The organism is Halomonas sp. 111, assembly GCF_052379685.1.
GTDB classification, from domain to species: domain Bacteria; phylum Pseudomonadota; class Gammaproteobacteria; order Pseudomonadales; family Halomonadaceae; genus Vreelandella; species Vreelandella citrativorans.
The window spans coordinates 98,228-114,909 of the sequence record NZ_JBQSYV010000016.1 but is presented as its reverse complement, the minus strand read 5'-3'; the positions used below and the strand labels follow the sequence as shown (position 1 = coordinate 114,909).

19 protein-coding genes are annotated in these 16,682 nt (G+C 52.9%); 8 read left to right on the top strand and 11 right to left on the bottom strand.

What is annotated here, in order from left to right; genetic code table 11:
• Positions 1-168 precede the first annotated feature (168 nt).
• The 6 genes from radC to ACT3T7_RS13185 all read right to left on the bottom strand — a co-directional run bounded on the left by radC (position 169) and on the right by ACT3T7_RS13185 (position 3,871).
• Complete coding sequence (gene radC, locus ACT3T7_RS13210; protein ID WP_081137418.1) at positions 169-666, bottom strand: RadC family protein; 498 nt, start codon at positions 664-666, stop codon at positions 169-171.
• A gap of 87 nt (positions 667-753) precedes the next feature.
• Positions 754-1,365 (bottom strand): lambda exonuclease family protein, encoded by a 612-nt coding sequence (locus tag ACT3T7_RS13205; protein ID WP_263065514.1) that lies wholly within the window; start codon positions 1,363-1,365, stop codon positions 754-756.
• 33 nt (positions 1,366-1,398) lie between these two features.
• Positions 1,399-2,154: an ERF family protein gene (locus ACT3T7_RS13200; RefSeq protein WP_263065513.1), complete on the bottom strand. Its 756-nt coding sequence runs from the start codon at positions 2,152-2,154 to the stop codon at positions 1,399-1,401.
• 22 nt (positions 2,155-2,176) lie between these two features.
• Positions 2,177-2,347 (bottom strand): hypothetical protein, encoded by a 171-nt coding sequence (locus ACT3T7_RS13195; protein ID WP_263065512.1) that lies wholly within the window; start codon positions 2,345-2,347, stop codon positions 2,177-2,179.
• Between the two features lie 121 nt (positions 2,348-2,468).
• Positions 2,469-3,437 carry a DUF932 domain-containing protein gene (locus ACT3T7_RS13190; protein WP_444631266.1) on the bottom strand — a complete coding sequence of 323 codons (969 nt, stop codon included), beginning with the start codon at positions 3,435-3,437 and terminating at the stop codon, positions 2,469-2,471.
• Between the two features lie 92 nt (positions 3,438-3,529).
• Positions 3,530-3,871, bottom strand: a complete 342-nt coding sequence (locus tag ACT3T7_RS13185; RefSeq protein WP_444631265.1) for a hypothetical protein — start codon at positions 3,869-3,871, stop codon at positions 3,530-3,532.
• A gap of 143 nt (positions 3,872-4,014) precedes the next feature.
• On the opposite strand from ACT3T7_RS13185, the gene ACT3T7_RS13180 reads away from it, so the two are divergent.
• Positions 4,015-5,168, top strand: a protein-coding gene (locus tag ACT3T7_RS13180; protein WP_193092940.1) for an IS3 family transposase whose coding sequence is annotated in 2 segments (ribosomal slippage) — positions 4,015-4,252 and positions 4,252-5,168 — 1,155 coding nt in all. Because the reading frame shifts where the segments join, the coding sequence is not laid out codon by codon here.
• Between the two features lie 131 nt (positions 5,169-5,299).
• Here ACT3T7_RS13180 and ACT3T7_RS13175 read toward each other — a convergent pair.
• Complete coding sequence (locus tag ACT3T7_RS13175) at positions 5,300-5,737, bottom strand: DUF411 domain-containing protein (RefSeq protein ID WP_172118696.1); 438 nt, start codon at positions 5,735-5,737, stop codon at positions 5,300-5,302.
• The gene (locus tag ACT3T7_RS13170; RefSeq protein WP_172118697.1) at positions 5,734-5,883 is read right to left on the bottom strand and encodes a hypothetical protein; all 150 of its coding nucleotides are present in this window, start codon (positions 5,881-5,883) and stop codon (positions 5,734-5,736) included. The genes ACT3T7_RS13175 and ACT3T7_RS13170 overlap by 4 nt, the downstream gene beginning before the upstream one ends.
• Positions 5,884-6,074: 191 nt before the next feature.
• Here ACT3T7_RS13170 and ACT3T7_RS13165 point away from each other — a divergent pair, with 191 nt between their 5' ends.
• The 6 genes from ACT3T7_RS13165 to ACT3T7_RS13140 all read left to right on the top strand — a co-directional run bounded on the left by ACT3T7_RS13165 (position 6,075) and on the right by ACT3T7_RS13140 (position 12,294).
• Complete coding sequence (locus ACT3T7_RS13165) at positions 6,075-6,575, top strand: cupredoxin domain-containing protein (protein WP_253927063.1); 501 nt, start codon at positions 6,075-6,077, stop codon at positions 6,573-6,575.
• Between the two features lie 14 nt (positions 6,576-6,589).
• Positions 6,590-7,255, top strand: coding sequence for a response regulator transcription factor (locus ACT3T7_RS13160; RefSeq protein WP_172118698.1), 666 nt, complete (start codon positions 6,590-6,592; stop codon positions 7,253-7,255).
• The gene (locus ACT3T7_RS13155; RefSeq protein ID WP_444631264.1) at positions 7,242-8,576 is read left to right on the top strand and encodes an ATP-binding protein; all 1,335 of its coding nucleotides are present in this window, start codon (positions 7,242-7,244) and stop codon (positions 8,574-8,576) included. Before ACT3T7_RS13160 ends, ACT3T7_RS13155 begins: the two co-directional genes overlap by 14 nt.
• A gap of 68 nt (positions 8,577-8,644) precedes the next feature.
• Positions 8,645-10,498 carry a copper resistance system multicopper oxidase gene (locus tag ACT3T7_RS13150; protein ID WP_444631263.1) on the top strand — a complete coding sequence of 618 codons (1,854 nt, stop codon included), beginning with the start codon at positions 8,645-8,647 and terminating at the stop codon, positions 10,496-10,498.
• A 9-nt stretch (positions 10,499-10,507) separates the two neighbouring features.
• Positions 10,508-11,278 carry a copper resistance protein B gene (locus ACT3T7_RS13145; RefSeq protein ID WP_172118701.1) on the top strand — a complete coding sequence of 257 codons (771 nt, stop codon included), beginning with the start codon at positions 10,508-10,510 and terminating at the stop codon, positions 11,276-11,278.
• A 263-nt stretch (positions 11,279-11,541) separates the two neighbouring features.
• Positions 11,542-12,294: a glutaredoxin family protein gene (locus ACT3T7_RS13140; protein ID WP_216658117.1), complete on the top strand. Its 753-nt coding sequence runs from the start codon at positions 11,542-11,544 to the stop codon at positions 12,292-12,294.
• 190 nt (positions 12,295-12,484) lie between these two features.
• On the opposite strand, the gene ACT3T7_RS13135 is transcribed toward ACT3T7_RS13140, so the two are convergent.
• Both ACT3T7_RS13135 and ACT3T7_RS13130 read right to left on the bottom strand, forming a co-directional pair.
• Entirely contained in the window at positions 12,485-13,735 is a 1,251-nt protein-coding gene (locus tag ACT3T7_RS13135) for a tyrosine-type recombinase/integrase (RefSeq protein ID WP_172118702.1), read from the bottom strand.
• Positions 13,736-13,984: 249 nt separating this feature from the next.
• Positions 13,985-14,863, bottom strand: coding sequence for a YicC/YloC family endoribonuclease (locus ACT3T7_RS13130; protein WP_444631262.1), 879 nt, complete (start codon positions 14,861-14,863; stop codon positions 13,985-13,987).
• 129 nt (positions 14,864-14,992) lie between these two features.
• Between ACT3T7_RS13130 and rph the strand changes: the two genes are divergently transcribed.
• On the top strand, positions 14,993-15,730 hold the full coding sequence (gene rph / locus ACT3T7_RS13125; RefSeq protein WP_172118704.1) for a ribonuclease PH: 738 nt from the start codon (positions 14,993-14,995) through the stop codon (positions 15,728-15,730).
• A gap of 78 nt (positions 15,731-15,808) precedes the next feature.
• Here the strand turns inward: rph and ACT3T7_RS13120 are convergent, their stop codons facing one another.
• Complete coding sequence (locus ACT3T7_RS13120; protein WP_172118705.1) at positions 15,809-16,576, bottom strand: exodeoxyribonuclease III; 768 nt, start codon at positions 16,574-16,576, stop codon at positions 15,809-15,811.
• Between the last annotated feature and the right edge of the window lie 106 nt (positions 16,577-16,682).

The following is a 16,682-nucleotide window of genomic DNA, read 5'->3' as shown; positions in this document are numbered from 1 at the left end:
CTAGTGCTCTCTAGAGTGCTAGGGGCTTCATGACTGTCATACATCGTTAAACAATTAACGCACTTTATACTCAAGAGCCTTGATACCAATAGCATCTGTTTCAGCCAAAAAAAGAAGCTTTTTTGAGAGCTACCACATTGGGCAGCTCTTGCTTTACCTCCCGTATCACTACAAATACCCCAACTCCGCAAATGACTGGCACCCTTCGCTCGCCACCACTACGTGATCAATCACCTTGATATCCATTAGCTCCAAGGCTTCCTTCAGGCGCTCTGTGATTCGCCTATCTGAATCGCTGGGTTCCGGGTCACCACTGGGATGGTTATGAACCAAAATGACGGCAGCGGCGTTGTAGGCCAGCGCGGCTTTGAGCACTTCCCGCGGATAAACGCTGGCGGTGTCGATGGTGCCCCGAAAAAGCTCCTCGAAACGGATAACGCGATGTTGGCTATCCAAGAATAGAACGCTGAACACTTCATGCTCGTAGTCTTGCAGCAATAATTGCAGGTGCTCAAAGGCTTGCGACGGCTGGGTAATCTTGCACCCTTTGGCCAGCTTGCGGCGCGCAAAGCGCTTGGCCATGTTGATGATATCGGCTTCAGTGACGGGCGATGTGACGTGGTAGGTACCCGCTACTTCGCCCGCTTTTAGTTTTGAGTACGTCATAGTTGATTCCAGAAAAAAAATGCCGGGGTGTTGGCCCCGGCATCTATGTCATTAGATAGCGTGTTGAGTTTTGAGGTATGAGTTCCGTCACGCAGCCATCACTTGGCTGATACGCCGCTCCATCTCTTCATGAAAAGCCGCAACTCGCTCAGCAATCATGCGAATCATGAAGTCGTCACGGTAGGCGCGCTTGATGAACAGCGGCATACCGGGCCAGTAGCTCACAAAATCGATCCACTCTCGTTCACTGACCCATAGTCCACCCTGGCATTGAGGCACATGCTCATCGGGTATCTCTCCGTTGAGCAGCACTTCTATTTGGAACTTGGGCAGCTTGGTTTTGATCTCAAGCAGGCCGTTAGCGCCTACCAAGCTGTCGGGGGAGTAACCCACATTGTGATTAAGGATGATGCCTACTTCGTGTGGCTTGGGTTCTCCTGTGGTATCACAGTAGAGCGCACGGGCTACGCCTTCCAGCGTATGCCCACGCCGGGTATGCGCGTTGCCCTGAAACGGCTCGGCCAGCTCCCCGGTAATTCGCTCACCGATTAACTGGTGCATGTAGGTAATCGCCCCGGTACCCAACCCACATGGGCCTTTACCCTTAACCAGCAAGGCTTTGAGCTCCGACATGGTGACGCGACCTAGCCGCGCCGCCAGCCACTCTGGGGTGCCTTGCTCCATACTAAGCACTTGCATGGAAGCCTCCTGTCATAAGGGGTAGCTGGTGGGTTACTTAACCGATCGCTTAGAAAGTGAAGCGCGCAGCTTGTCGAAGTCAGTCTGAGGCACTTGCACGGCTGAACCGTACTTACCGCTGAACCATTCCTGGGTCGTGGCGGGGCACTGGCCAATCAACCGCTGGATCTGTCCCGCCTGAAAGAGCGTAACTAGCTTGATACCCACTTTGGTACTGGATTTACCGTTGTCGTCCTGGCCCCGTGTGGTGATGTTGAGTAGGGCGCAGAGTACGTAGCGCTTGCCATAGCTGGTGGATGAGCCAAACGCTTGCACCGCGTTCTTGTTACCGCTGATATCAGCGGGCAGCAGCATACTGGTCTCTTCGCGGTGACCATCCTTATGCATCAGCACACCGGTCACCTCAATACCGCGCTCCTGCGTCTGAATACGAAAGCTCACAGCAAAGCCGTGTTTCTGCATGATGGGACGTACGGTATCGACGATATCTTCCAAGGTGGCGTAACAGCCGTTATTGGTTTGCCCGCGTTCTTCAATGCTGGGGAGTTCGGTCTGCATGGCCGCCATGGCTGCGCTATAGGCCATCATGGCCTGGCGATCCATGACCCGTTCCTGCATTTGTAACAAGCGCTCCATTTTGTCGATATCGACGTCCGGGTTGAGCGCAGCACGCTCAATCACCTGAATAATGGCCGTGCTCTCCGCAAGATGGGGTGTGGGTGCTGCAGGAACAGCTTGTAAAGAGGATGCAGATGGCTCGTGATTTACCACATTAGTTTTGGTGGCCATGACAAGGCTCCTTCAATAGGGGTTAAAGATCGTCGGGAAGTTCATGCGGAGGAACGGGGCATAGGCGCAGTTCGGTGCGATACAACTGGCCCTTTGCCATGACGTAGGTCTGTGCAAAGGTTTGATCCTGGGTGAGCAGTCGTTCCGTCAACTGGGTTAAAGCGATATCTAAATCGGGGCTAAGAGAGGCCATGATGTGCTCCACGTTAAAAACAATAAGCCCAGCCTGTTAGGGGCTGGGCTTATTGCGTTATCCAATGAGGGGTAAGACAAAAACTAAGAAAATTAGCAGTAAAATAATGAGAAACAGCATGTCAGCTCACCAGGGCAAGAGCCGTTTGCAATGCCTCCTGCTTCAGCTGCGCCCCTTGGCCAAACCACGCTGAATCCAATCGGGTATCGTTGCTACGCGCCCGCTTGTCGTGATCCACGTACTCGGTAACGGCATTGAGCAATCCCCACGCAGTATCTTTGGCCGTGTCGAGGTGGGAACCGCGGCCTTCGCCGTGGTAGAGCTTCTGCACTTTGTTGAGTGCCCGGTAGTTGGGCAGTTTGGAAGGGTCATCTATCGGCTTATCGATACCGCAGAGCACCGACTGAAAATACTGCTGTGCCTCACGATGGTCGATCTTACGTTCCGCCAAGGCCTTCATGCGGTACATGAAGTCATTCCACTGGGAAACGGAAATACCCAGCTGGCTTTTTACCGCACGAGGATCGAACTCTGAACGGTGGGGTACCTTCACTGCCTGCGACGTGCCATCCACCGCAATCTGTAGCGTGTTGTTGCACACCACCCGTACCGTGGTGGGTGTCGCCATTGTGGCCAGCGTGCCATCACAGGATGTTGCCAACAGTAGGTAGTCGTTGACTTCATCCTGGCCTTTCAGCGATGTGCTTAAGCCACTACGTGCCAACGCCCAGAACTTACGACCTCCTTTAAGCACACCCGCAGTTTCCAGCTCATACCCGGCGTACTCCGTCAGGTCACGGTAGAACTCCAGAATCTCTTCGGGCTGCACCACTTTATAGCGCTGAGACACGACCGATAGCGGCGCCTTGGTATCCGAGCGGTAAAGCACTTTTTGTTCAGGGAACGAGTGAATGCTGCCCAAGTGGCTAGCCCCTTCGGCAATAAAACGCACCGGCGCTTCTTCGATATGCCAGTTCATACCGGCCTGTTGTTGCCAAACCTCTAACGGTTGTTGACGGGATAGCTGCTGTCCCAGGCCGTGCCAAGGGGTAGCGCCGGCGTAAGCCATTTGTTCAACGAGATGAGCCATGATGAAAACTCCTAGCAATAAAAAAGCGCTGACGTTAATCGCCAGCGCTTTATGGTTGGAAAGTAAGGGGTATATCGCTTAGTGGGAACGCATTATTGGGGTGCGGTGAAGGGACGGGGTAATTGCCGGAAGGTATGACCGCACGATACGCACAGCCAGGGCGTACCTACACCGGGCGGTAGTTTCTGCGTGAAAAACAATTCTGCGGCACGCGAGCCTGCTTGACTGCCGGAAACAGCCCCCATCACAGCAGCGGGCAGTTTGGCTAACGGGAAGCGGGAGGAGGCCATCGACAAAGGGGACGTTGGAGTATAGGACGCACGCCATGCGCCAATGGCACCGCCGACGAGACTACTGCTCACCGTGCCGATGCGTTGGGCGATTTCAAGGTTAAGAGTGCAAGCGGCTGCACAGCGTAGGCAAGGCGAGGACATAAATAACACTCCTATAGGCGTCAAAGTGATCCCGTGTGTAGGATTCATAGGAGTGATATAGGTCTGTAATTTTTTTGCTTTTGAATCGCCCCGGGTTTCGTAGACACCTCTAGGCCTTATACTAAAGGTACCTAGGAGGATCCATGAGCCGTCCCCGTTACACTGAAGAATTCAAAATCGAAGCCGTTAAACAGGTGGTAGAGCGTGGCCATCGAGTTGCCGAGGTCGCTGAGCGTTTGGGCGTGTCAGGCCACAGCTTGTACCACTGGATCAAGCGCTACGATAAGCCGGTAGAACAACGGCAAGAAGACGATGATCTCCAAGCTGAAAACCGTCGTTTAAAGGCTGAATTAAAACGCGTGTCAGAAGAGCGAGATATATTAAAAAAGGCCACCGCGTACTTCGCCAGAGAGTCCGACTGAGGTACGCGTTTATTCAAAAGCATGCGAGTCAATATCCGGTACGGCGCTTGTGCCGCATGATGGCCGTGCATCCTAGTGGCTACTATGCATGGTGTAAAAAAGCACTGTCTAATCGAGACCGGGATGATCAGCGTCTATTGGGATTGATCAAGCATGCGTGGCTTGAAAGTGGCGGTGTATATGGCTATCGCAAGGTCTATCAGGATTTGCGTGAGGCTGGCGAAGCCTGCGGTAAGCACCGAGTGGCCCGCCTGATGCGTAGGGAAGGTTTACGCTCTCAGACGGGCTATCGACGACGCCCTGGCTGCTATGGCGGCGGAAAACCGGCTGTTGTATCACCCAACCATTTAGACCGTCAGTTTGAAGTAACAGCGCCCAATGTTGCTTGGGTGACAGATATTACGTACATCCGAACGTACGAAGGCTGGCTTTACTTAGCGGTGGTGATCGACCTGTTTTCCCGTCAAGTGGTTGGCTGGTCGATGAAGTCTCGTATGACGACGGAGTTAGTGCTGGATGCTTTGTTATCGGCAGTCTGGCGACGCAAGCCACAAGAAACTGTGATGGTGCATTCAGATCAAGGAAGCCAATTCAGCAGCGGAGATTGGCAAAGCTTTCTGAAAGCCAATCACTTGGTGGGCAGCATGAGTCGGCGTGGTAACTGTCATGATAACGCCGTTGCTGAGAGCTTTTTTCAACTCCTCAAGCGAGAGCGGATCAAGCGACAGATTTATTCGACACGGGAAGCGGCTAGACGCGACGTGTTCAATTATATCGAAATGTTTTACAACCCAAAGCGCCGACACGGCACAAGTGATAACTTGTCACCGGTTGAGTATGAAAGGCGTTACTTTAAGAGCCTAACGGGTGTCTAGAATATCCGGGGCGATTCACCTCAAAAGAGGCATCTAAATGAGGACGAAATCAGCTCACTTGCTCAGCAGTATTGCGTTAATACACCAATTCCCAGTGATGTTTTGAATTCATAGTGTCAGCCCGGCTTACTTTAAAGCGTCATATACTGCTCATTTTCATGGTCGGTAAACGTATACACCTCATATGGCTCTTCCTGAGGCCCTGGCATGCCTGGCGTACCAATCGGCATGCCCGCCAGGCCAATGCCATCTACGTCAGGCTGCTCTTCGAAAAGTTTGGTGACAGCTTCCATCGGTACATGGCCTTCAATCCAGTAGTCGCCTATTTCGATGGTATGGCACGACCCCAAACCATAAGGCACGCCCGCCTTCTGTTTAATATCGCCGAGCTCTATGTTATCGACGATTGTCACATCGACCCCCAGCGCTTCCAGGTGGCGAGCATACTCGTCACAGCAACCGCACTGCGGATTTTTGTAAAGTGTGGCTTCATCCGGCAACGCGGCCTGAGCCGAGGCCGCTCCTAAGAGTAAGGCACTAGATAACACTATAGTGGTATAACGTTTCATGAGCGGTCTCCCTGAGGTATGTGACTAAACAAATATTTGGTCAGCGAGGCAATACCTAATCCTATCAACAGTAAAAAAGTTAACGGCATTAGCCAACCTAACCAACCCATGGAGTTCATAAAAGCAAAACAATCCGCATTCATCATGTTAAGTCTCCTACCAAATCAGCTAGCAATAACGCTTTAAGCTTACAACCTTGGGGCTACCCCAAGGTCAAGTCTTGCAACCTTGCGGACAACGAAAGGTTGCTCCAGATCATTTTTACCCGTGGGTTCAGCCTCGTTTCAGGTTAACGCCGTATAAAGAAAGGGTGACAATAACCTCCGAGGTAATGACCATGCGCAAAATCACTTTCACTACGTCTTTGTTTGCCCTTTCACTAAGCCTGTTAACCAGCTTCGCGTGGGCTGCGCCCGGCCAAGGCAGTGGTGACAATGGCCTAACCGAGGCTGACGTTGACCGCACGATCAGCCTTGAAGCTGGCGATATGTGGTTCGACCCTGAAGCGCTAGAAATGGCGGCTGGGGAGGTGGTTAAATTTGAAGTCACCAACACCGGTAATTTAGAACACGAATTTGTGATTGGTAGCAAAGAAGCCCAAGAAGAGCATCGTCAAATGTTGCTAAACATGGCCAATGGCGGAGGTCATGACATGTCGAATATGTCACACGGCGACGGTCACGATATGGCCAGCATGAACATGGCAGGCATCACCATTGCGCCTGACGAGACCGGGACTCTATTATGGAGTGTCCCTGATAATGTTAACGAGCTTGAGTATGCATGTAACATTCCCGGCCATTACGAATCCGGCATGTACGGCAATTTTACTTTCTAATCTGACGCTTACCCATGAAACTGTTGCTACTCGAAGATGATGATTTGCTAGCGGAAAGCTTGGCAGAAAGTCTTAAGGACAACGGTTACCTGGTTGATTTGGCCGCTTCATTAAAAGCGGCCAAATCGCTGATGGCAACCGAGCATTACGAGCTGGCTATTTTAGATGTCGGTTTGCCCGATGGATCGGGGCTGGATTTGCTCGTCCAGTGGCGCAAGCAGAAACGCAGTACGCCTATTTTAATTTTGACGGCGCGTGATACTTGGGAAGATAAAGTCATCGGTCTTGAGACGGGTGCTGACGACTACCTCACCAAACCCTTCCACGAGGCCGAACTCATGGCTCGTCTGAAGGCCTTACTGCGTAGGCAGTCTGGTCAATTATCGCAGGTGATTACGCTAAACGGCGTCTCGTTGGATGAAGCAGGTCAACGAGTGTGCTTAGAAGGGGAAACGTGGCGTTCGCTAACGGCAACAGAGTTTCGGTTACTGCGCTACTTAATGCTGCATCCTGATCGCATTCACTCTAAAGAGCAGCTACTAGAGCAGCTCTATGCCTTGGATCAGGATGCCGCCGCGCCTAACTTGGTCGAAGTCTATGTCGCTCGTCTGCGCCGTTATCTAGGCAAATCAATTATTCAAACTCGCCGCGGCCAGGGGTATTTCTTTGCTTCACATTGATCGGCGCAGTTTACGTTTTCGGCTACTCGCATGGCTAGGTGGCGTGGCGCTACTGGTTGTGCTCGCAACTTGGCTACTGCACGGTTTTTTTTTACAGAGCCTGGCACGAGATTTTTTAGGCGAGCGCTTACAACGTGAAGCCAATCATGCGGTCGCACAGCTAGAGCAGGACCAAACGGCTGTCCCGGCTGCGCTAGACTTGGTTAGCCAAGGCTATCAAGTCTTTCATCATCTCTACGTACTCCGCTTTAACGGTTCGGTCAGCGCTTCCGACCCGCAATGGCAGCAACAGCTGGCGCCTCTCCTGGACGAGAACGGCGATGCTCTTGTGGACGTTAGAGATAACGATCAGCACATGCTCGTCTACCGTCGCCATTTTGAGTGGCAGGGTTCTAGCGGCGTATTACTGGTGGGGGAGAATTTTTCTCAGGTAGAAGCGGGACTTGCTACCTTGCACTGGTGGGTCGGTGGGATTGCCGCCGTGCTTTTAGGGATGCTCATCATACTCAATATGCTGGCGGTTAACCGTGGCCTCACGCCACTTTGGCAACTGCGTCAACAACTTGAAGCTTTGCGATCAGGTAAACGTGATCGCTTGTCATTAGTAGCCCCTTCTGAGTTAGATGAGTTAGTCAACCAATTGAACTGGTTTATGGATGATATTGATCTTCGTTTACAACGCTCGCGGGAATCAGTCACTAATCTTTCTCATGCTTTAAAAACCCCGCTGGCCGCGGTTACCCAAGTACTACGCGGCAACCGACCTATTGATGAAAACCGCCGCCATAAACTGCTCAGTCGTATCGAGGATATTAACGCCCAGTTGGATGCTGAGTTGCGTCGATCACGTATTGCAGGCCCTAACGCGGGGCGAACGGCCAACGTCACGCGTGATAGTTCACGGCTCATAGAGATGTTCCGCAGCCTTTACCCTGTGCGTATCTTCAACCTCACCCACTCGGCAGGCGAGAAAGACCAAGTACCTATTGAGGCTCACGACTTTTCTGAAATATTAGGCATCGTGCTCGATAACGCTGGCAAATGGTCGAATAGGTGCGTTAATTGCGATATTGCCGTCTCCGCTACCACACTCACGCTCACCATTGATGATGACGGACTCGGCGTTGCAGAAGAGGATCTTTCGCGCTTGGGAGAGCGTGGCACACGACTGGATGAACGCCGTCCCGGCTACGGCTTAGGACTGTCGATCCTTGCGCAGTTAATTGCCCGCTACTCAGGGCACTCGCGTTTTGAGCATAGTCCACTGGGTGGACTGCGCGTTACGATTACATTGCCTCTAGCGATTGAAGTGACTAATTAATCGCTATTCAGCTTTGATTCAGCTTTTTCCATCAAGATGGTGCCATTCATCATTGATGGGAGTTACACATGGCACGCTCAAGCATCATTTCTCACCCGCTTTCTCGTCGGCAGGTCCTAAAAGGCGGCGCTGCCCTAGGAATAGGTTCCGCTGCCACAATGGGACTAACCCCCGCCTGGGCAACCCCCTGGGGCCGCAGCAATGTCTACGCGCAGGGTGTTGAAGAAGGCCCCGTGGTATCACTGGCCATTCGTCGCGAATCACACCCGATTGATGGTCAGGAGGCGACCCCCATTACCATCAATGGCACCAGCCCTGGCCCGATGATTCGCTTACAAGAGGGGCAGGACGCGGTGCTTCGCGTCACTAACCTGCTTGATGAACCTACTTCTATCCATTGGCATGGCCTCATCCTACCGCCGGAAATGGATGGCGTCCCTGGGGTTAGCTTTGCCGGTATAGCCCCTAGCGAAACCTTTACCTACCGCTTCCCCGTACGCCAAAACGGCACCTACTGGTACCACAGCCACTCCGGTATGCAGGAACAGCTAGGCCATGCCGGGCCGCTGATTATCGACGCCGCCGAGCGCGAGCCTATCCGTTACGACCGTGAGCATGTGTTACTGCTCACCGACTGGACCTTTGAAGACCCCATGTCGGTGTTCCGTAATCTGAAAACTATGGAAGGCTATTACAACTTCCAAGAGCGCACGATTGCTGATTTTTTCGCCGATGTTCGCGAAAAGGGTTTCGCACAAACCGCCGAGATGCGCGGTATGTGGGCCCAAATGCGCATGAGTTCGCGGGATATCGCCGATGTCACCGGCAGCACTTATACCTACCTGCTCAACGGCCACTCCCCCCAGGAAAACTGGAATGCGCTGTTCAAGGCCGGTGAGCGGGTACGGCTACGCGTGATTAACGGTTCGGCCATGTCATACTTCGATGTCCGTATACCTGGCTTGAAGATGACCGTGGTGGCCGCCGATGGCCAACCGGTCCAACCCGTTCCCGTTGATGAGTTCCGCATTGGCGTGGCGGAAACCTACGATGTGCTTGTTTCACCTGAAGACGACCGAGCATACACCATCTTCGCCGAATCCATGGATCGCAGCGGCTACGCCCGCGCTACCCTGGCACCGCGTGAAGGCATGCAGGCCGACATCCCTGAACGACGCCAAATTGCCGACCGCGGCATGGAAGCCATGGCTGCCCACGGCATGGGCGGTATGGATCATTCTGGCATGTCAAATATGGAAGGTATGGATCACTCCAATATGCCGGGAATGAGCGGTGACGATGCTGGTATGGAGGGAATGGATCATTCAAACATGCCGGGGATGGACCACTCAGGCATGTCGAATATGCAAGGCATGGATCACTCTAATATGGGTGGCATGGCGGGTGAACAGGCGAAAATCGGCGAAAATGGCTTGCTCGTTGCCGGTGAAGCCCAGCCCGGCTCTCGCTACGACCAGGCGGGCATCGGCATCGACCCCGATGAACGTCGTGTTTTAGTCTACCGCGATTTAAAAGCCTTCACGCCATGGCCTGACCGCCGTGAACCAGGCCGTGAGCTTGAACTGCACCTGACCGGCAACATGGAACGCTACATGTGGTCGTTTGATGGCAAGAAGTTTAGCGAAGTGACCGGCCCAATTCATTTTGTGAAAAATGAGCGGCTGCGCCTCATCCTTGTCAACGACACCATGATGGAACACCCCATTCACCTCCACGGTATGTGGATGGAGCTTGAAAACGGCCAGGGTGAATTGATTCCGCGCAAACATACCCTGAACGTGAAGCCCGGCGAGCGTGTGTCTGCGCTAATCACCGCGGACGCCGAGGGCAGCTGGGCGTTCCACTGCCACCTTCTCTATCACATGGATGCCGGCATGTTCCGCGTTGTTCAGGTTTCTTAAGGAGGCAGTATGAAAACCAAGTACTATGTAACCCTCGCCAGCGCCGCCCTCGGCATGGCCGCAGCCACTACCGCTTTTGCCGAAGATGGCTATGCGGCTCCGGACCACTGGCCAGCGCCCACGATGGAACACAACATGGGCATGGGGCTGTTCGACCGGCTTGAATACACCGTTCCCGACAAAGGCCAAGACGCCGTGGTATGGGACTTTCAAGGCTGGTATGGCGGTGATATCAACCGTGTTTACCTGAAGTCAGAGGGCGAAAATGTCCAGGGCGACGGCGAAGATGCTGAGTTTGAATCCCTGGAACTACTCTATAGCCGCCTAGTGGCAGATTTTTGGGAGCTACAGGGGGGTATCGGTTACCAAGGCGGTGTGTTCTCCGATGATCACGCCGAACGCACCTATGGGGTTGTCGGCCTACAAGGTGTGATGCCCTACGGCATTGAAACCGATGTTGCTATGCGAGTGAGTGAAGATGGCGACGTGGCCGCAAGTTTTGAAGGCGAATACGACCTGCGCCTCACACAGCGGCTCTACCTACAGCCGCGCACCGAAATTGCCGTGGCTGCCAGTGAGGTAGAAGAGTTCGGTGTGGGTAAAGGGTTAAACTCGGTTCGTGCAGGCCTGCGGCTTGGCTATGAAGTGTCCCGTCGCTTTGCCCCCTACATCGGTGCTTATTGGGAAAAAGAGTACGGCGACACTGCGGATCTCTCCCGCGCCAGCGGCGATAACACAGAAGACACTGGGGTCGTTGCCGGTGTTAAGTTAATGTTTTGAAAATGATAGGTGTTATTGCCCTTTTGCAGCCTGCGAAGGGGCAAGCCTTCTATAAGTTCGTTTGGCCCCAACATCCCTGGTCATTGTCTCACTGGTCGCCCATACACTCGAATTGTCCGTATCTACAAGTAGCGTATTCAACAACAGTTTGATTCGTTGCACACATAACACGAGGAAACACAGCCTTACAGCAATGCTTGACCTATAGGCAACCCCAGGCACTACATTTATAGCTTTGATAAGGCAAAAAGAGGGAGATTGCCATGGCATCATCACAGCAAAGCGCGCGGGTATACCGGATGAAAACCGCCGAGCATATGTGCCCGTTCGGTTTGAAGACCGTGGATTTACTTAAGCGCAAAGGCTTTAAGGTCGAAGACCACACCTTAACGTCCCGCGACGAGATTGACGCATTCAAGGAGCAGGAAAACGTCGCCACGACGCCCCAGGTGTACATTGGTGACCAGCGCATCGGCGGCTACGAAGAGCTGCGTGAGCATCTTGGAATGGGCCTGCCCAACGCAAAAGAAACTACTTACCGGCCGGTTATTGCTATTTTCACCACCGCACTGCTGATCGGCTTGGCGATTAGCTGGGTCACCGAGGGCACACTATTTACGGTGCGAATGCCGGAGCTCGCAGTTGCTTCAGCGATGGTGCTGCTGGGCTTGCAGAAACTGCAGGATGTAGAAAGTTTCAGCAGTATGTTTTTGAATTACGACCTGCTGGCACAGCGCTACGTTCCCTACAGCTATTTTTACCCCTACGCCGAGACGCTTGCAGGCATTTTAATGCTGGCTGGTGCGTTAATTTGGCTTGCAGCACCACTGGCGCTATTTGTCGGTACGGTAGGGGCGGCCTCCGTGTTTAAAGCCGTGTATATCGACAAGCGTGAGCTTAAATGCGCCTGCGTGGGCGGTAACAGCAACGTTCCGCTGGGCTTTGTGTCGTTAACCGAGAATCTGGTAATGATCGCCATGGGGGTGTGGATGCCGCTAAGGATGTTGATGGGATAAGACCCCCATTCATACACCAAGGCAAAATATGGGTCAGTTAATTTACTGACCCTTATTCAGGTTGCGTTCAGCTAACTCAACCACACGATGTATACCCGCTTCAGGCACCTGGATAGCTCAAGCACCAATAGGCGGTGTAAGTTATAAGAATATGTAATGCGATATCAAGGATTGTTATAAGCTTAGGCCTTTAGCTAAAACCAAGTGGGCTTATTAGATTTTCTTTATCGTTGATAGATGGCTCAACCAGCCCTGCAACCTTGATCAGTGCCTGTTTCCGTTCTTCGTAATAGTCATACCGGTCATAAATACCTTCGACACCCTTAAGCTTGTGATTCAAGCAGCGCTCGGCAACGTGGCCCGGTACACCTGCAGCGGCCAACAGGCTGCGGCAGGTACGTCTTAAGTCATGCACGGTAAATTCGGTAAGCTCGCCCATTTTGTTCTCGGACTGTTGCTTCTTTCCAGGCTCCTTACCAAATAGCTTGGCAATGGCTCGGTTCAGTGTGTCCTTACCCATATGAGGCTGCTTGCTGATGCGACGACTGGGAAACACATACGGCGAACCACAAGCACGAACCTGAAGCTCATCTAGCCAGGCGATAGCCTGTAGAGGAAGAGGAATCGCAATCCCAACTCCTGATTTACTACGCTCTCCGGGTAAAATCCATTTCGCATTGGTCAGGTCAAATTCAGACCATTTAGCTTCTGTAAGCTCTGTTTTGCGTACTCCTAATACAACAAGCAACGCGCAAGCGAGATAGTTATCACGCGTAAAGCTAATGCGATTCTCCCTGAACACAGCAAAGGCAAAGCTGAGTTCATCTATGCTCAGTGCTCTATCGCGGCTTTTTTCGACCCCACCCGCATCATTGACATTGAAAGCAGAAGCCGGGTTATAGGTAAGAAGACCCAGCTTGATGCCGTGATTAAAGAGCTGTTTCAAATACATCAACGCATCGTTTGCAATGGTTGGCCGGCCGCTACTTGTCACTTTTCTGACGATGGTTCGGATATCCATCGGGGTAACACTAGCCAATGTCATCGCGCCAATGGCGGGAGCAATATCTCTTTCAAATACGCGTTTTGGGATATTAGGGTGTTTAAGGCGCTTCTCTAGCTCCTGATACCAATCGTCAAACAGATCCTGAACCGTGCTGATCGTTATCTTTTCTTCACGTTTGCGCTCTGTAAGAGGGTCGGTGCCGCTACGAACCGCCTTCTGGGTTTCAACCACTTGTTCACGAGCTTCAGCGAGGGACAGGTGAGAACATTTACCCAGTGTCATGCCACGACGCTTGCCCGCGAACGTATAGCGGCACATCCAGTAGGCAGTACCTGCCTTAGGAATCATCAAGTACAAGCCGTTGCCATCACCATAGCGCCCCGGCTTGGCTTCCCTGATCAGTGACTGGGCCTTCTTGGCAGTAAAGCTTCCCATCCCTCCCCTCCGCTAACGCTTCAAGATTTTTGCCGTGTTTCACGGCGGGCGTAGAGCAGCTGCGTTCAAAGTGGGTAGTACTTCCACAAACAGTGCTTCCTTGATGGATAAGCATGACATTTTACTACCCACTTTACTACCCACTTGTCAGCGGCTTAAGCTGGAACTCAGTAGACAAGCGTAGACAACGCCTAAATAAAAATTCAATTAAAATAATATCTTGTATATTTCAGCGAACAACCTTGGGCCTTACTCAATATTCTGAATCTGCTCACGCATCTGCTCAATCAGCACTTTAAGTTCTACCGCGCAGCGAGTGCTTTCGGCCACGATGGATTTGGATGAAAGCGTGTTGGCTTCGCGATTTAGCTCCTGCATCAGAAAATCAAGGCGGCGGCCTTTAGGGCCTGTTTGAGTAAGCTGGCGGCTGACTTCTTCAACATGGGCCGTGAGGCGGTCGAGCTCTTCGTCTACATCTGCTTTTTGGGCCACCAGTACCAGCTCGGCCTCCAGGCGCTGGGGGTCGAGTTCCGTTTTGGCTATCTCCAGACGCTCCAGCAGTTGGGCACGTTGGCGCTCTAATAGCTGGGGTAACAGGCCTTTGACGGTTGCGACCTGTTCGCTTACCGCGGTAAGGCGTGTGCTGATCATTTCGGCGAGTTTGTCGCCTTCACGGGCACGGGCATCGATGAGTTCTTCCAGCGCTTTCTCAAACAACGTTTTGGCAGCGGCTTTGATGGCGGACTGATCCAGGTGTTGGGTTTCCATCACACCAGGCTGGTTTAAAAGCTCAAGCGTGGTGGGCGGTACGGCGCTGGGCACGTGCTGCTGGATCGTCGTAAGCGCATCAGAAATCGCGGCCAGGCGTGCGGTATTTACCGTAGGGGCCTGTACGGTTTCTGAGCTTTCAAAGCGTATGCTGCACTCTACTTTGCCTCGTACCAGGCGGGTTCGCAGGGTTTCTCGGAGTAGCGGTTCGAGATCGCGCAGGCTTTCGTGTAGGCGAAAATGCGGTTCCAGGTAACGCTGGTTCACCGAGCGAATTTCGACGTGCAGCGTGCCCCAGGAAGCAGCCTCCTCAATACGGGCAAAGGCGGTCATGCTGTGTACGCGACGTAAAGTGGCCATGGTGATTATCCTTTGAGAACGCGTTTTCCTCAGTCTACCCGATAAGGGCAGGCTTAAACGTGAAGACGTGTACAATAGGAGGCTTTTCCTAGTTACGCGCTTATTGTGAAGTGCTTTTTGTGAGGTGCTATGCGTCCTGAAGTTGTTCGCCCCAGTGGTCGCGAGGCCAACCAGTTGCGTGAGATCCGCCTGACCCGCGACTATACCCGTCATGCGGAAGGCTCTGTACTGGTTGAGTTTGGCGATACCAAAGTGCTGTGTAATGCCAGCGTAGAAATGGGCGTACCGCGCTGGCTGCGCGGCAAAAACCAGGGCTGGATCACCGCGGAATATGGCATGCTGCCCCGTGCGACCCACTCACGCAGTGGGCGTGAGGCGACACGTGGCAAACAGGGTGGCCGCACGCTGGAAATTCAGCGCTTGATTGGCCGGAGCCTGCGGGCAGCGGTCGACCTGAAAAAGATGGGCGAATTCACGATCACCGTGGACTGCGATGTCATTCAGGCAGACGGCGGCACGCGTACGGCGTCAATTACGGGTGGCTGTGTCGCGCTAGTGGATGCCATTCGTTATCTGCAGCGTGAGAAGAAGATTAAAAGCGATCCTTTTAAACAGTTGGTCAGCGCGATTTCAGTGGGTATCTATAAAGGCACGCCGGTGCTGGACCTTGACTACCCCGAGGACAGCAAGGCCGATACCGATTTGAACGTGGTGATGACCGAAAGCGGCGAGCTGATTGAAGTACAGGGCACGGCCGAGGCAGGCGCGTTTAACCGCACGGAGCTAAACGCCATGCTGGACTTGGCCGAAAAGGCGGGCTCTGAGCTACTTGAGCATCAGCGTGAGGCGCTGGGTATTCGCGGTTAGGCCGTTTAATCGCCAACGCAATGAGCCGACCATGGTCCATGGCCGGCTCATTGGTTAACGACGACGCGGGAAAGATGCTTAAAGGGCGAGATCGTACTCGACAATTAGCGGGGCGTACTCGGAGAAAGTTGCCTCTTTATCGATCCATGCGTCGACCACGTGACGACGGAAGTTGGGGCCGACTAACTGATAGTCGATCCGCCACCCTTCCTGACGGCTGCGTGGCACTTCCTGGTCAAGCTTCGGCCACCAGGTGTATTCGCCAGCATCGCGATTGATTTCGCGGAAGGTGTCGATAAACCCTGTTGGGCCAAGCACCTGATCCATCCAGGCGCGCTCCTCAGGGCGGAAGCCAGAGGTGAGCTGGTTATCCGACCAATTGGCCAAATCGACCGTTTTATGGGCCACGTTCCAGGTACCACAGATGATGTATTCGCGACGTTTGCGCGACATCTTCGTCAAGTACTCCTGATACTGTTCCATAAACGCCTGTTTGGCTTTCTGGTCGCTGCCATCGGGCATCAAAAAGGTAGCAATGCTGAAGCGGTCATAATCCGCCTGCAGAAAGCGCCCTTCATGATCGCACTGCGGAAAACCCAGGCCATACATGATCGCCTTGGGGATTTTGCGGCAGTAAAGCCCAACACCGGAGAACCCATCTTCTTCTGCATCCAGGAAATAGCCTTCATAGCCTTCCGGATAAAGAATATGGTCACCTAATTCAAAACTTTTTGCCTTGATGTTCTGCACGCAGACCACATCGGCGTCCTGCTGAGCCAGCCAGTCCAGGAAGCCACGGTCGACGGCATCACGTATACCATTAACATTGATGCTGGCAATTTTCATAAATCGTCCCTTTTGCGTCGCTGCTGTATGATACCCGACGTTTAGACGTTTGGGTAAAGAGACCAACCATTTCTTGCTATTTACCTGCGTTTTATTGTTGCCTTCA

What these genes read in the sequence shown, in the direction of transcription:
- radC (WP_081137418.1), bottom strand. Translation starts at nt 666, where the DNA reads ATGACGTACTCAAAACTAAAAGCGGGCGAAGTAGCGGGTACCTACCAC.
- ACT3T7_RS13205 (WP_263065514.1), bottom strand. Translation starts at nt 1,365, where the DNA reads ATGCAAGTGCTTAGTATGGAGCAAGGCACCCCAGAGTGGCTGGCGGCG.
- ACT3T7_RS13200 (WP_263065513.1), bottom strand. Translation starts at nt 2,154, where the DNA reads ATGGCCACCAAAACTAATGTGGTAAATCACGAGCCATCTGCATCCTCT.
- ACT3T7_RS13195 (WP_263065512.1), bottom strand. Translation starts at nt 2,347, where the DNA reads ATGGCCTCTCTTAGCCCCGATTTAGATATCGCTTTAACCCAGTTGACG.
- ACT3T7_RS13190 (WP_444631266.1), bottom strand. Translation starts at nt 3,437, where the DNA reads ATGGCTCATCTCGTTGAACAAATGGCTTACGCCGGCGCTACCCCTTGG.
- ACT3T7_RS13185 (WP_444631265.1), bottom strand. Translation starts at nt 3,871, where the DNA reads ATGTCCTCGCCTTGCCTACGCTGTGCAGCCGCTTGCACTCTTAACCTT.
- ACT3T7_RS13175 (WP_172118696.1), bottom strand. Translation starts at nt 5,737, where the DNA reads ATGAAACGTTATACCACTATAGTGTTATCTAGTGCCTTACTCTTAGGA.
- ACT3T7_RS13170 (WP_172118697.1), bottom strand. Translation starts at nt 5,883, where the DNA reads ATGATGAATGCGGATTGTTTTGCTTTTATGAACTCCATGGGTTGGTTA.
- ACT3T7_RS13165 (WP_253927063.1), top strand. Translation starts at nt 6,075, where the DNA reads ATGCGCAAAATCACTTTCACTACGTCTTTGTTTGCCCTTTCACTAAGC.
- ACT3T7_RS13160 (WP_172118698.1), top strand. Translation starts at nt 6,590, where the DNA reads ATGAAACTGTTGCTACTCGAAGATGATGATTTGCTAGCGGAAAGCTTG.
- ACT3T7_RS13150 (WP_444631263.1), top strand. Translation starts at nt 8,645, where the DNA reads ATGGCACGCTCAAGCATCATTTCTCACCCGCTTTCTCGTCGGCAGGTC.
- ACT3T7_RS13145 (WP_172118701.1), top strand. Translation starts at nt 10,508, where the DNA reads ATGAAAACCAAGTACTATGTAACCCTCGCCAGCGCCGCCCTCGGCATG.
- ACT3T7_RS13140 (WP_216658117.1), top strand. Translation starts at nt 11,542, where the DNA reads ATGGCATCATCACAGCAAAGCGCGCGGGTATACCGGATGAAAACCGCC.
- ACT3T7_RS13135 (WP_172118702.1), bottom strand. Translation starts at nt 13,735, where the DNA reads ATGGGAAGCTTTACTGCCAAGAAGGCCCAGTCACTGATCAGGGAAGCC.
- ACT3T7_RS13130 (WP_444631262.1), bottom strand. Translation starts at nt 14,863, where the DNA reads ATGGCCACTTTACGTCGCGTACACAGCATGACCGCCTTTGCCCGTATT.
- rph (WP_172118704.1), top strand. Translation starts at nt 14,993, where the DNA reads ATGCGTCCTGAAGTTGTTCGCCCCAGTGGTCGCGAGGCCAACCAGTTG.
- ACT3T7_RS13120 (WP_172118705.1), bottom strand. Translation starts at nt 16,576, where the DNA reads ATGAAAATTGCCAGCATCAATGTTAATGGTATACGTGATGCCGTCGAC.